A 12,768-nucleotide genomic window follows, 5' to 3' on the forward strand; every position below is an offset into this window, starting at 1 on the left:
GAGTACCTTCGTCGCCGTCGCGCTGTTTCTGCTCATGGCGGCCACCTGGGCGTTCATTCCGCCGACGGCGATCCGCAATGCCTGGATCGCCGAACGGGCGGCGGTCTACGCGATTGCTGGCAAGGGTGAGAGCGATGTCTACGGTCGTACCCTGGACGATATGGAAAAATCGCTGGCGTCGGATTTTCGCAGCTTCATCATCGACGCTCAATCGACAGGGCAGGGACCCTTTGGGAGTTCCGACCTCAGCGCCTGGGCGCAGGGCCGGATCGTCGCGACCTGGTTGTGGATCGGCCTGGTCGCCTACCGCCTGCAAGTGTTGATGGGATGGCTGGTGCCAGGCATTCCCTTGGTGATGGCGGCGTACAGCGACGGCCAGCTCGTGCGGGAAATCCGGAAGTATTCCTTCGTGGCCCAGAGCCCGATCCGACACAGCCTTGGGGTGCGCGTGCTTTGGGCCGTTCTGGTAGGGATTGCCGTCTGGATGATCGTGCCGTTGCCGATGCCCTCGCTGCTGCCACCCTTGTTGATCGTCTCGATTTCGTACGCCCTCTGGCTGTGGGTGAGCAATTTGCAGAAGCGGCTTTGATGGGTGTGCCGTTCTTCGGGAACTATGGTTGTGGTGTGACGGCTGGTCGAAGGTGGCGCGTCGTGCTGCGTCGACCACGACCTGGTCATTGTCTTCGCGAAGAAACGAGACTTCTGAACGGCCGCTGCCACCTTTCAAGGGGACATTTGGCGGTGTAGCCTCAGGGGCAGGTTCTCGGCCGGAGCGGTCATTGGCAGCATGCGCCGTGAGCGTCGGCTGTACTGCGCATTGCAGCCGTTCGACGGAGGGGTTCGCGGAAGAAATCGGGGCCGGCCACTCAGGGCCGGGGCCTCGTCACTGGGATGGCCTAGGTGCTTTCGTCCTACTCGGCAAGTGAACAATCGTTAACTTCCATGAGCTTATGACAAGAGCTTGTAAACCCCTCTGTGATCAGGTCTACTCTACTCTCGTCTTTTGGGCAACCGAAATGAGTGTGATTAAATGGGAGCCAGCCTGATGTCTCTTCGTGCATTGGCAGAAAGGCATGGTCGGTGCGTTTGCTTGATGGGAGCGCTGTGAATCGAGAGGATCACGCACCGTTATGTGAGTTGCCGGGGGTGTAATTCCTCCGGCCGACTTGCCACCAACTTGACTGGATGCTCGACGTCAGCTTCGGCGAGGATGCCAGTACCGTACGCCAGGACCACGCTCCACAGAATCTTTCCCTCTTGAAGAAGATCGTTCTCAACCTGATTCGGCTGGATACTACCGCCCAGAAGAAAACCAGCTTGCGCCTGAAGCACAAGGCGGCCACCTGGGATGACGACTTCCGGGTGAAGATCATGAGCCTCATCAGGCTATGACATTCGAGTTTATAGACCCTGGACTCCGGGTGACTGCTTACTGACGAACGCTATTCATCCTTTCGACTGGTTGGAGTCCTTCGAATCACCCACCGATCGATGACCGCTTTCTGGGCAGACTAGGGAACCGCTGATCAATTAACCGTTGGTGCGTTACCTCCCGCGTGGCAGCGGATGTTTTTTTCAGCCCGCCGGGATTTTGGTCAAATTGCCTGAAATTCCCGCCGTTTATACCGTTTTCGGCCCATTTCCGGGCCTTTCGTCCTATTCAGGGCGCAACTCGACCATCAAGCGCCAATAGTCCTCGCTTGGCAGTCATCAGATTGGCCAAAGCGAACAGTGTGTGCAGTTGTGCCGTGTTCTTGTCCAGCGCCTTGTAACTCACCTTCTTGTATTGGAACAGACTCTTCACGATGCGGGAGGGATGCTCGATCTTGGAACGGGTGCTGGCTTTCAGGGATTCCAGTTTATCGGTCTGCGTCACGTCCGCCTCGTTCGCCGTTTTTCCAACGGCGGTGTGCACTAGCCGGTTCTCGGCATCGACGCCAATGTGGGCCTTCTAGCCGAAGTACCACTGGTTGCCTTTCTTGGTTTGGTGCATGTCCGTGTCAGGGGCATTGGCTTCATTCTTGACCGACGGCGGGGCGGCGATAAGTGTGGTGTCGGCGATGGTGCCTTCGCGCATCATGAGGCCCGGTGCGGACAGCCCGGCGTTGACCGCTTCGAGCAGCTTCTTCGTCAGGTCATGCTCTTCCAGTAGGCGCCGAAACTGCAGCACGGTGGTCGTGAATTGCAATCTGTGGCCGCTTGGTCGTCCTCCTGATCATTGTCACGATTTCCATCGGGTCCTTCGGTACATCAAAGACGATGAATCTGGGCGCTTGGTTGTGCTCGTTCTATCCGGAATGCGGTGGTGCCCCTATTCCCTTGAAAGCGTGACGCGCGCCTGGTGGGCGCGCTGAGCTTCTGGCCAGCTACTCTTGATATAGGCAAGGCTGGCACGAATCTCTTCCTTGGCGAGTACGTTCGCGAAACCAGGCATGTCGCTGCTATAACCCGGCGGCGCGTACCGGCCCGCCTGCAGACCGTTGCTGACGATCTCGATCAGGACCGCGTCCGGGTGATGCCAGGTGTGCCCGTTGGCATCGTGTGGCGGTGCCGGCAGGCGGCCGTTTTCGCGGCGTTCACGCTAGGCCGGCTGACCTTCCAGATTTGCGCCGTGACAGCTCGCACAGTGCTCGGCATAAACGCGCTGCCCGATTGCCAGCAGCCGAGCGTCATCCGCGTCGATCAGTGGCGGAGTGCTCTGCCAAGTGCTCCACGCGATCGCCGCGACGAGAAAGGCGACACTGGTCGCCAGCAGCGCGCGGAATACCGTGCCATGTGATGCGGCCTGCTCCCTTGGCGCGCCAGAATCGATCTCTCCGCTCAATGGGTCATGCAGCCCGGGTCCATGTGTTTCGCTCCCTGGCAGCGCAGGGCGCGCTCATTCCAGAGGCTTTTCATGTAGGCGACCACGTCTTCAGCATCGCGTGCGCTCAAGCGTCCCTCGAAAGCCACCATCCGGCTGTTCGGCACTGGACTACCCTTGAGGATGGTGTTCTGTAACTGTTGATCGCTGTGGTGCCAGGCGTGTGCAGTATCGTCGAGCGCCGGCGCAAGGCCCTGCAGGCTCTTGCCGAACTGTGGCGCTTCACCTATGCCAACCGCACCGTGGCAGGCCTGGCAATTCTCCGCAAACAGCTTTTCACCCCGTTTTTCCGCCGCGCTTTGCGGTCCGCGAGCCCCGCTTATCGCCTGCCAGCTGCGGCCATCATCGGCGCTGACGAAGAGTCTGCCGATATGGGTCGCGGCAAACAGCCGCGTGCCATTTCGTGCCATGACCATGATCGCCTGTCCACCGAAGCTGTTGGCCAGCGGCGTCCATGCCAATTCGGGCTCGTGTGCCTTGAGAAACCCCTGCCCGAACTGAAAGCTGTAGAGAGTGCCGTCCGGCTCGGCGCTGACCATGGTCACCGGAATGCGCAGCATTGACGCTGGCCGCCACGAAGTCCCGCCGTCAGTCGAAAAACGCAAGCCTTCCTCGGTGCCGGCGTACAAGCCGGTGGGCGACGCCGAGATGTTCATCAGCTTTTCTGGCGCGTCGCCGCTGCGCGTCCAGGTACGACCGCTGTCTGTACTGTGGTAGATACCATCGGCGACACCGTACAAGCGCTTCCCGTCCGTCGGGCTGACGGTCAGCGCAGTGAAACGTTCGGGTCCGCCCTGGCTCTGCCGTTGCCATTGGCTGCCACCGTCGTCCGATCGCAGCAAGCCGTCCGAGGTGCCACTTGCGTACAGTATTTTGGCGTCGGAAGGGTCCGCAGCCAGGGCGACGAAGCCGCCATCGCGTTTGACGCGCAGGCTCAAGCGCCCATCCGGCTGAGCGAGGTACAGGCCCTGCTTGTTTGCCACCAAAACGCCATCACTGCCGCTGGCCGAAGCGAGCGCGAAGATGCGACCCATCTCCGGGGCAGCGACGGCTGCGAGCGGGACCACAAACAGCAAGCCAGCGAGGTAGCGGGCAGCCAACAAGGCAAATGTATTCATGGGATGTCCAATCCTTCGATGGTTGCGACGGATAACAGGCGCCCGCGGCACGACGAGCGCAAAAGTAGCGCTATCCATCTGTAGCAGGGCTGAAAACGACCATGGCAGATGATGATGCGCACGCCACCCGGTCAGGAAGCTGACATGCGGATTACATTCTCGTAATGGGCGTCAAGCGGCGCCGCAAGCAGGCACAATCTTCGCAAATACTCAGCATGGGGCGACGCACATGAAGATCCTGATTGTCGAAGATGAACCAAAAACGGGCGATTACCTGCGCAAAGGCCTGCTCGAGGCGGGTTTCGTTGTCGACCTTGCTCGCGATGGCCTCGATGGCCTGCATCTGGCGCTGACCGGTGATTACGACCTGATCGTGCTCGATGTCATGCTGCCCTCGCTGGACGGTTGGGGGGTGCTCAAAACGGTGCGCCGTAGCGGCCATGAGATGCCGGTACTCTTCCTTACCGCACGCGACGGGGTGGAAGACCGGGTACGCGGGCTGGAACTGGGTGCGGACGACTACCTTGTCAAGCCCTTTGCCTTTTCCGAGCTCCTGGCTCGAGTCCGCACTCTGTTGAAGCGCGGCCGATCGCAGGAGGCCGATACGCTGCGGGCCGCGGATCTGGAGCTGGATCTGTTGCGCCGCCGCGTCAGCCGCGCGGGCACACGTATCGATCTCACGGCCAAGGAATTCGCGCTGCTCGAGTTGCTCCTGCGCCGTCAGGGTCAGGTATTGCCGCGCTCACTGATTGCTTCGCAGGTGTGGGACATGAACTTCGACAGCGATACCAACGTAATCGATGTCGCCGTCCGTCGCTTGCGTGCCAAAGTGGATGAACCCTTCGAGCTGAAGTTGATACACACCGTGCGCGGCATGGGCTACGTGCTCGAAATACCGGAAGGCCCCTGAGCGTGCGAGGGTGGCCGATATCGCTGACCACGCGCCTGGCGCTGCTGTTCGCGCTGCTCACGGCTACCCTGTTGATTGTCGTCGTGCTGGTACAGGGATCTGCCGTCGAAGGCCATCTTCGCGAGCTCGACGATCAGGAACTGTCGGGCAAGGTGACTCTGATCAAGAACCTCTTGCACCGCGCCGAACCGTACAGAACTCTGCGGCAACGGCTTGACGATGCCTTCATCGGACACGACGCGCTGGCGGTGGTGCTACGCGACGCCGAAGGCACCGTGGTCTATGCGATCCGCCCGGCGTTCTTCGGCGAACGACCATTGGCCGAGGACGCGTTACCGGATACCCCGACGCTTTGGGATAAGGGCGGCAAGCAATACCTTGGGCTGGAAACCACCGTCGAGGCGCTTGATTTCTGGTCGCAACCGACGCGCTTGCGAGCGCTGGTGGGACTCGATGTCTCGCATCACCGGCTCTTCCTCGAACAGGTGCGCGAGCGCCTGTGGATCGACATCTACTTTGCGGTGATCGTCGCCGCCTTGTTCGCCCTGTTCGCCGCCCACCGCGGACTGGCGCCGCTGCGGCGGGTGACGGCCACCGCACGCAACTTGTCGGCCGAGGGCCTCGGCGAGCGCCTTGCCGAACGTGGCGCACCGTCCGAAGTGCGTGCGCTGGTGGTGGCCTTCAACGGTATGCTGGAGCGACTGGAATCATCGTTTCGCCGCCTATCCGATTTCTCTGCCGATATTGCCCACGAACTGCGCACGCCCGTCTCAAACCTGATGACCCAGACCGAGGTCGCGCTGTCGCATACCCGAAGTCCGGACGAGTACCGGGAGGTGCTCGCATCCAACCTCGAAGAGTACGAGCGCATCGCACGCATGGTCAGCGACATGCTGTTTCTTGCCCAGGCCGAAAATGGGGTTCTGCCGCGCTCGCTCGAAGCGGTGAACCTGGCCGATGAAGCACGGGCACTGATTGACTTCTACGAAGCGCTGGCGGAAGAAAAGGAAGTGCGCATCGTGCTTGCCGGAGAGGCGAGCGTTACTGGCGACCGCCTGATGATCCGCCGGGCGCTGTCCAATCTGTTGTCGAATGCGCTTCGCCATAGCCGCTCCGAAAGTCTCGTCGAGATCTCGATCACGGGTGAGGCTGGCCTGGCGACGCTGGCAGTGAAGAACTACGGCGATACGATTCCGTCCGATCAGCTGTCGCAGATCTTCGAGCGCTTTCATCGCGCCAGTCCAGAGCGACACCGTCACGGGGAGGGCGCCGGACTGGGGCTGGCCATTACGCGCAGCATTGTCGCGACGCACGGCGGTCGGATCGAGGTGACCTCCGACGCTGGCGTGACGACCTTCACGCTGTATCTGCCGCTGGCCGCCGCAGAACCGTCAGCGAACGCTTGAGCAGCCGGTCGTTTCGCCAGGATCTTGGTCCCACCAAAAAGCACCCATGGCATCTACGAGCGAAGGTGACTAAAACGTAATCCTGCGGTCATTTTCTTGTGGGGACCCGACTGCCACCATAGGTAAAGGTAAAGGGTGTTGCAAAGCGAGAAAACCGGCCCGTCAGACAGATGCAGGACATGGGCGAAGACCTGGTGGTCGCAGAGAGTCCGATACAGCAGACGTCGACCAACGGTAGATCCTTCTAGCGACCACTCTCTTTCCTGAACAAGCCCCTTGTGGGGCTGCTCATTTGTTGGTTCTGGACAGGAGAAGTATCGTGCAAGTCAGCGCGCTCGCAAGTCTGGTTGGCGTCACCCCGGATACCGTCCGCTATTACGCGCGTATCGGCTTGCTGGATCCAGCCATCGACGCCGATAACGGCTACCGTCGTTTCAAGAATGCCGACGTCACTCGCCTGCGCTTTGTTTTGCGCGCCAGGCGGCTCGGCTTCCATCTGGACGAAATTGCCGAGATCCTCGGCATGTCCGATTGCGGCCAAACGCCGTGCCCAGTGGTCAGAGAGATCGTCGAGCGGCGTATCGCCGAAACTCGCGAACGAGTGGCCGAGCTGCAGGCCCTGCAGGCGCGCCTGGAACAGGCGCTGGCGTTGTGGGCGGGAATGCCCAACGGCGAGCCCGACGGTCACGCCACCTGTGCGTTGATCGACGCGACCGGCGACGAGCTTCAACACACAAGCGCCGCTTGACCTATCAGTAGCTCACAGGCTCAGGCTGCCCTCTGTGAAAACAAAATGGTAAACGAGACATGGATATGACGCGAGAACACGCTGGCCCTGACCTCCACTTGATCAATGGCGGCTGCCGCGCCTGTGGAGCACCCATTACCGGCCTCTCCGTCACACGCAGCGAGGGTGGACGCTGCTGTGAATCGTGCTATCTGAATAGCCGTAAACAGGAAGTGAACATGTCTGCCCACGTCTACGAGGGTTTCGCGGAAGCACTGGTTGCAGCGCTCGATCTGCGCGAGCACGAGACCGGCCTTCATTCCAAGCGAGTGGCCTGCCACACCCTCGTCCTGGCGCGCTGTTTCACGACGGAACCCACGCGCTTGCGCGATGTGTACTGGGGCGCACTGCTCCATGATCTGGGCAAGATCGGTATCCCGGACGCCGTGCTGCTGAAGCAGGGACCGCTCGACGAAACCGAGTGGGCCGTCATGCGCGCGCATCCGGAGGCTGGCCAGCGCATCCTGATGCCAATGCCGGCCCTCGACGAAGCCGCCGAGATTGTCTTGTGTCACGAGGAGCGCTACGACGGCAGTGGCTACCCGGCCGGGCTACGTGGCAACGAGATTCCGCTTGGCGCGCGACTATTCGCCGTCCTCGACACGCTGGACGCCATGACTTCCGACCGCCCCTATCGCCGTGGCGTCGACTTCGACGCGGCGAAAGCGGAGATTGAACGCATGAGTGGCAGCCAGTTCGATCCGCTTGCCGTCGAGGTGTTCCTGCAGGAGGAAGCAACGCTGAGGGAAATGGTGACGCTCAAGTGCGGCGCCGCTCTATTGCCATGAACGACATCAGTAACGAAATCGATCAATCCGCCAAGGAGCCAGTTGTGCATCAACACGAGCATTCCGACGACCAGACATCTCGCAAACCCTCTGGAAACAGGGCCAGCCGACGCTCCTGGTGGGTGTTCGGCGGCTTCGCTGCCCTCTCGATGGTTCTCCTCGTCGTCGAGCACCGTAGCCACCTGCTTGCCTGGTTGCCGGCCTGGTGGCCCTGGCTGTTCCTGCTGGCGTGTCCGTTGATGCACGTCTTCATGCACGGCGGTCACGGTGATCACGGCGGCTCATCGAACAAGGTGGATGACAAATGAACGACCCATCCTCCTCCTACGGCCTGTGGTCGATGGTGGTGATCAACTCGGCGGTGTTCATCTTCTTCGCCTTCAGCTTCTTCAAGCCGCGCAGCAAGCGCGACTGGCGCACGCTGGGCATGTTTTCGGCGTTTGTCGTCGCCCTGTTCACCGAGATGTACGGCTTTCCGCTGACGATCTACCTGCTTTCGGGCTGGCTGGCACGGCAGTTTCCCGGTGTCGACTTCCTCGGACACGACTCGGGCCACCTGCTGGAGGTGATGTTCGGCTGGCGATCGAACCCGCATTTCGGGCCATTCCACCTGTTGTCGACGCTCTTCATCGGTGGCGGCTTCTGGCTGCTGGCAAGAGCCTGGAGGGTGCTCTACGCGGCTCAGGCGAGCGGCCTGCTGGCCACCGCCGGGCCCTACGCAAGGCTACGCCATCCGCAATATCTCGGTTTCATCCTGATCATGGTCGGCTTTCTGCTGCAATGGCCGACGCTGATCACCTTAACGATGTTCCCGATCATGATCGTGGTCTACCTGCGACTGGCACGCCGCGAGGAACGCGATGCTGCAGCGAGCTTTGGCGATGCATGGGTGTCCTACGCACAGCGCACCCCGGGCTTCTGGCCGCGTTGGACATCTGGCGCAGGCGTCTCCTCACCCACATTGAAAGGCGAGGAACACCCATGAGGCGTACCACGACCGGCCTGCTGGCAACGCTGGGCGCGATCGTGGCCAGCGGCGCTGGAGCGGCCGTTACAACAGGCGAATCGACCTATCAATCCAGCTGCGTCGCCTGCCATGGTGCGGATGGCGTCGGCGTACTGCCCGGCGTCCCTGACCTGACCGCCACCGAGGGCCTACTTGCAGACGATGACGAGGTGCTGATCAAACGTATCGCCGAAGGTTTTCAGAGCCCCGGGTCGCCGATGGCGATGCCGCCGCGGGGCGGCAACCCGAGCCTGAGCGACGAGGATCTCAAGGCAGTAGTGGACTACATGCGCAAGGAGTTTGCTGTCCGCTGAGCAATCGAGCACGCCACGCGTCTTCAACCATCGCGCCGGGGCAAACCCGGATCAACTCTTTCACCAAGGGATTTCAACATGAAAAACTATTCGAGTCTGGCCGCGACGGCCATCGTCATGGCCCTCTCCGCGCCAACGGCCTGGGCAGGCATGACCGTGTACATCCCTCTCGGTTCCGCGAACAAGGTCATTGCCGTCGACGCGGCGAGCAATCGCATCACTGCGACCTACGACGGCGTCGACAATCCGCACGGCCTGGTCGCCACCCCGGATGGTGAATACCTGGTCGCCGGCAGCTTGTCGGAAACCCCACTGCCTGCGGGCGCCGCGATGGATACCGCAAACAGCAAGCTGGCGGTGATTCATCCGGCGCACGGCCACGTCATGTCGACCATCCCGGTGGCCGGCTGGACGCATCATCAGGCGATCACTCCCGATGGCCGCTACGTGCTCTCTACACATCCCACACGCGGCGGCATCAGCGTTGCCGATCTGATCGAGAACAAGGTCGTCCACACCGTCGCCACCGGCCCGGCGCCGAACTACGCCGTGGTGACCCCAGATGGCAAGCGCGTTTACGTCAGCAACAGCGGCAATGGCACGATCAGCGAGATCGACACCGCCGACTGGAAAGTCACGCGCACCCTGGACGCCGGTGCCTCACCCGAGCACATGCTGCTGGCTCCCGATGGCAAGCGGCTGTACGTCGCCAACGCGCGCAGCGGAACGGTCAGCGCGGTCTCGCTCGAGACCGGCAAGGTCGAGCGCGAATACGTCATGGGCAAGCGCCTGCACGGGCTGGACATCAGCGATGATGGCCGCCAGCTGTTCGTCAGTCTGATCTCGGAGGACAAGCTGGTGGCACTCGATCCACAGACCGACGTGCGCCGTGTTTTGCCACTCACGCCCGCGCCGTACCATCTGGGCGCCGTGCGCGGTACCGGAAAGCTCTACGTATCCAGCCGCAAGGAACCCAAAATCTGGGTGGTGGACCAGAGCTCGCTGGAGGTGCTCGACACCATCCAGTTGCCCGGTGGCGAAGGACACCAACTGGCGATCGTGCCTTGAAGAAATAGTGCTTGACCTGTGAGCAACACACAGCTTCAGGCTGGAAGCCATACCACTTGGAAAGGATTGCCATGAACACGAGTGCAAGGTCGACCGGGCAAGGCCACGATCATCAGCCCGAGCATTCTCACAACGCGCATGGATCGCACGGCTCCCACTGCGAGCACGCGGCGGCCGAGGTCACGACGGTGAAGGATCCCGTATGCGGCATGTCTGTCGTTCTCGGGGCTGGCAAGCCGAGCTTCGAACACGACAGAAAAACGTGGCACTTCTGTTCGCAGAAGTGCCACGACAAGTTTGCCGCCGATCCCGCGCACTACCTGACAGGCGCGCACAAGGAGAAATCGCCTCCCGTGCCTGCAGGCACGCAATACACCTGTCCGATGCACCCGGAAATCGTTCGCGATGCCCCCGGTGATTGCCCGAAATGCGGCATGGCTCTGGAGCCGATGGGCGTCCCCACAGGCGACGAGGGCCCCAACCCCGAGCTGGTCGATTTCCGGCGCCGGTTCTCGATCGGCGCCGTGCTGACCGTGCCGCTGCTGATACTGACCATGGGCCCCTTCGTCGGCCTCGGCTTCGTGCGCGATGCGCTCGGCGAGCGCACCGCGCTGTGGATCGAATTTCTTCTGGCGACGCCAGTGGTGCTCTGGGCCGGCTGGCCGTTCTTCGTTCGCGGCGTCAAGTCGGTAGTCAATCGCAGCCTCAACATGTTCACGCTGATCGGCCTGGGCGTTGGCGCAGCCTATCTCTTCAGTCTGGTTGCGCTGCTGGCTCCCGACCTGTTTCCCGATGGCTTCCGCGATGCGCAGGGACATGTGGGCGTTTACTTCGAGGCCGGCGCGGTGATCATCGTTCTGGTCCTGCTCGGCCAGGTGATGGAACTTGGTGCGCGTGAGCGCACCGGCTCGGCGATCCGCGCGCTGCTCGACCTCGCGGCGAAGACGGCGCGCGTGATTCGTGCCGACGGGCGCGAGGAGGAAATTCCGCTCGAGGAAGTCGTCGTCGGCGACCATGTGCGGGTGCGGCCGGGCGACAAGGTGCCGGTGGATGGTCTGGTAATTGAGGGCCGTTCGTCGATCGACGAATCGATGATTTCCGGCGAAGCGGTGCCGGTCGAAAAGGTCGCTGGCGACGCCGTCACCGGGGCGACGATCAACGGCACCGGCTCGCTGGTCGTCGAAGTGAAGCGGGTCGGCGGCGACACCGTCCTCAGCCAGATCGTTGACATGGTCGCCAACGCGCAACGCTCGCGTGCTCCTATCCAGAAGCTCGCCGACTCGGTCGCCGGCAAGTTCGTCCCGGCGGTGATCGGCATCGCCATCCTGGCCTTCATCGCCTGGGCGATCTGGGGACCGGCGCCGGCACTTTCCTATGGCCTGGTCGCAGCGGTCGCGGTGCTGATCATCGCCTGTCCTTGTGCCCTGGGGCTGGCGACGCCAATGTCGATCATGACCGCGACCGGCCGCGGCGCGCAGGCTGGCGTGCTGATCAAGAATGCGGAAGCCCTCGAACGCTTTGCGAAGGTCGACACGCTGATTGTCGACAAGACCGGAACGCTGACCGTCGGCAAGCCGAAGCTGGTCGCGGTGCTGCCCGCTGCCGGACACGAGGAAACCGAGGTATTGCGCCTTGCCGCCAGCCTTGAACGCGGCTCCGAGCACCCTTTGGCCGAGGCGATCGTCGCCGGTGCGGAAGAGCGCGGCGTCGAACTTGCCAAGGCCGACGAGTTCGAGGCGATCACCGGCAAGGGCGTCAAGGGCGTGGTTGACGGCCAGGCGGTTGCCCTGGGCAACGCGGCGATGCTCACCGAGCTGGGCCTGGATGGCGGCGCATCGAGTGCGTTTGTCGAGGCGGCAAACGCTCGCCGCGACGAGGGTGAAACGGTGATGTTCGTCCTCATTGGTAGCGAAATAGCCGGCCTGGTGAGCGTCGCCGACCCCGTCAAGGAGACGACGCTCGAAGCGCTCAAGGCGCTGCATGCCGAAGGCCTGAAGATTATCATGGCCACCGGCGACAACGAGCGCACCGCCCGTGCCGTCGCCGGCCGCCTGGGCATCGATGAAATCCGCGCCGACGTGCTGCCCGCGGACAAGGCACGCATCATCAAGGAACTGCAGGCCACGGGCCACAAGGTCGCAATGGCCGGCGACGGCGTGAACGATGCGCCGGCACTGGCGCAGGCCGACGTCGGCATTGCCATGGGTACTGGTGCCGACGTGGCTATCGAAAGCGCCGGCTTCACCCTGGTGAAAGGGGATCTCAACGGTATCGTGCGGGCCCGGCGTCTGGCGCGCGCGACCATGCGCAATATCAAGCAGAACCTGTTCTTCGCCCTGGTCTACAACGCTGCGGGGGTGCCGGTGGCGGCGGGCATCCTGTATCCCTTCCTGGGCATTCTCGTCTCACCCATCTTTGCCGCCGCAGCGATGAGTCTGTCGTCGATCTCTGTGATCAGCAACGCCTTGCGGTTGCGCCGGGTGAAGATCTAGGCGGAGGCGTAAGGAA

13 protein-coding genes and 2 pseudogenes are annotated in these 12,768 nt (G+C 62.2%); 11 read left to right on the top strand and 4 right to left on the bottom strand.

The genetic code is table 11. The features are described from left to right. A partial coding sequence (locus tag E4Q23_RS20465) for a DUF4400 domain-containing protein (protein ID WP_169068343.1) occupies window positions 1–589 on the top strand: 589 nt, incomplete at its 5' end. 581 nt (window positions 590–1,170) lie between these two features. Then, window positions 1,171–1,392, top strand: a pseudogene (locus E4Q23_RS20470) (ISAs1 family transposase); the annotation flags it as partial. Window positions 1,393–1,660: 268 nt separating this feature from the next. Here the strand turns inward: E4Q23_RS20470 and E4Q23_RS24285 are convergent. From E4Q23_RS24285 to E4Q23_RS20485, 4 genes and pseudogenes are all read right to left on the bottom strand, one after another. Beyond that, window positions 1,661–2,176 (bottom strand): annotated as a pseudogene (locus E4Q23_RS24285) (transposase); the annotation flags it as partial. 135 nt (window positions 2,177–2,311) lie between these two features. Then, window positions 2,312–2,434, bottom strand: coding sequence for a hypothetical protein (locus E4Q23_RS25375; RefSeq protein ID WP_423753366.1), 123 nt, complete (start codon window positions 2,432–2,434; stop codon window positions 2,312–2,314). A gap of 147 nt (window positions 2,435–2,581) precedes the next feature. After that, the gene (locus tag E4Q23_RS25380; protein ID WP_423753368.1) at window positions 2,582–2,824 is read right to left on the bottom strand and encodes a c-type cytochrome; all 243 of its coding nucleotides are present in this window, start codon (window positions 2,822–2,824) and stop codon (window positions 2,582–2,584) included. Next, on the bottom strand, window positions 2,821–3,981 hold the full coding sequence (locus tag E4Q23_RS20485; RefSeq protein WP_169068345.1) for a c-type cytochrome: 1,161 nt from the start codon (window positions 3,979–3,981) through the stop codon (window positions 2,821–2,823). Before E4Q23_RS20485 ends, E4Q23_RS25380 begins: the two co-directional genes overlap by 4 nt. A 229-nt stretch (window positions 3,982–4,210) precedes the next feature. On the opposite strand from E4Q23_RS20485, the gene E4Q23_RS20490 reads away from it, so the two are divergent. From E4Q23_RS20490 to E4Q23_RS20530, 9 genes are all read left to right on the top strand, one after another. Continuing rightward, the gene (locus E4Q23_RS20490) at window positions 4,211–4,891 is read left to right on the top strand and encodes a heavy metal response regulator transcription factor (RefSeq protein ID WP_169068346.1); all 681 of its coding nucleotides are present in this window, start codon (window positions 4,211–4,213) and stop codon (window positions 4,889–4,891) included. Further along, window positions 4,888–6,297: a heavy metal sensor histidine kinase gene (locus tag E4Q23_RS20495; RefSeq protein WP_211203869.1), complete on the top strand. Its 1,410-nt coding sequence runs from the start codon at window positions 4,888–4,890 to the stop codon at window positions 6,295–6,297. The genes E4Q23_RS20490 and E4Q23_RS20495 overlap by 4 nt, the downstream gene beginning before the upstream one ends. A gap of 319 nt (window positions 6,298–6,616) precedes the next feature. Then, window positions 6,617–7,045, top strand: a complete 429-nt coding sequence (locus E4Q23_RS20500) for a MerR family DNA-binding protein (RefSeq protein WP_169068348.1) — start codon at window positions 6,617–6,619, stop codon at window positions 7,043–7,045. Window positions 7,046–7,263: 218 nt separating this feature from the next. After that, entirely contained in the window at window positions 7,264–7,872 is a 609-nt protein-coding gene (locus E4Q23_RS20505) for an HD-GYP domain-containing protein (protein WP_169068349.1), read from the top strand. Continuing rightward, complete coding sequence (locus E4Q23_RS24670; RefSeq protein ID WP_169068350.1) at window positions 7,869–8,180, top strand: DUF2933 domain-containing protein; 312 nt, start codon at window positions 7,869–7,871, stop codon at window positions 8,178–8,180. Before E4Q23_RS20505 ends, E4Q23_RS24670 begins: the two co-directional genes overlap by 4 nt. Beyond that, window positions 8,177–8,857: a methyltransferase family protein gene (locus E4Q23_RS20515; protein ID WP_169068351.1), complete on the top strand. Its 681-nt coding sequence runs from the start codon at window positions 8,177–8,179 to the stop codon at window positions 8,855–8,857. Before E4Q23_RS24670 ends, E4Q23_RS20515 begins: the two co-directional genes overlap by 4 nt. Further along, window positions 8,854–9,192, top strand: a complete 339-nt coding sequence (locus E4Q23_RS20520; RefSeq protein ID WP_169068352.1) for a c-type cytochrome — start codon at window positions 8,854–8,856, stop codon at window positions 9,190–9,192. Before E4Q23_RS20515 ends, E4Q23_RS20520 begins: the two co-directional genes overlap by 4 nt. 78 nt (window positions 9,193–9,270) lie before the next feature. Continuing rightward, the gene (locus tag E4Q23_RS20525) at window positions 9,271–10,260 is read left to right on the top strand and encodes a YncE family protein (RefSeq protein WP_248595619.1); all 990 of its coding nucleotides are present in this window, start codon (window positions 9,271–9,273) and stop codon (window positions 10,258–10,260) included. Between the two features lie 71 nt (window positions 10,261–10,331). After that, on the top strand, window positions 10,332–12,752 hold the full coding sequence (locus E4Q23_RS20530) for a heavy metal translocating P-type ATPase (protein ID WP_169068353.1): 2,421 nt from the start codon (window positions 10,332–10,334) through the stop codon (window positions 12,750–12,752). The last annotated feature ends 16 nt before the right edge of the window (window positions 12,753–12,768 follow it).

Source organism: Candidatus Accumulibacter phosphatis, assembly GCF_012939955.1.
In the GTDB taxonomy this organism is placed as follows: domain Bacteria; phylum Pseudomonadota; class Gammaproteobacteria; order Burkholderiales; family Rhodocyclaceae; genus Accumulibacter; species Accumulibacter delftensis.

Coding starts and splice junctions, on each gene's coding strand:
- E4Q23_RS25375 (WP_423753366.1), bottom strand. CDS start 2,434: ATGCCTGGTTTCGCGAACGTACTCGCCAAGGAAGAGATTCGTGCCAGC.
- E4Q23_RS20485 (WP_169068345.1), bottom strand. CDS start 3,981: ATGAATACATTTGCCTTGTTGGCTGCCCGCTACCTCGCTGGCTTGCTG.
- E4Q23_RS20490 (WP_169068346.1), top strand. CDS start 4,211: ATGAAGATCCTGATTGTCGAAGATGAACCAAAAACGGGCGATTACCTG.
- E4Q23_RS20505 (WP_169068349.1), top strand. CDS start 7,264: ATGTCTGCCCACGTCTACGAGGGTTTCGCGGAAGCACTGGTTGCAGCG.
- E4Q23_RS24670 (WP_169068350.1), top strand. CDS start 7,869: ATGAACGACATCAGTAACGAAATCGATCAATCCGCCAAGGAGCCAGTT.
- E4Q23_RS20515 (WP_169068351.1), top strand. CDS start 8,177: ATGAACGACCCATCCTCCTCCTACGGCCTGTGGTCGATGGTGGTGATC.
- E4Q23_RS20520 (WP_169068352.1), top strand. CDS start 8,854: ATGAGGCGTACCACGACCGGCCTGCTGGCAACGCTGGGCGCGATCGTG.
- E4Q23_RS20525 (WP_248595619.1), top strand. CDS start 9,271: ATGAAAAACTATTCGAGTCTGGCCGCGACGGCCATCGTCATGGCCCTC.
- E4Q23_RS20530 (WP_169068353.1), top strand. CDS start 10,332: ATGAACACGAGTGCAAGGTCGACCGGGCAAGGCCACGATCATCAGCCC.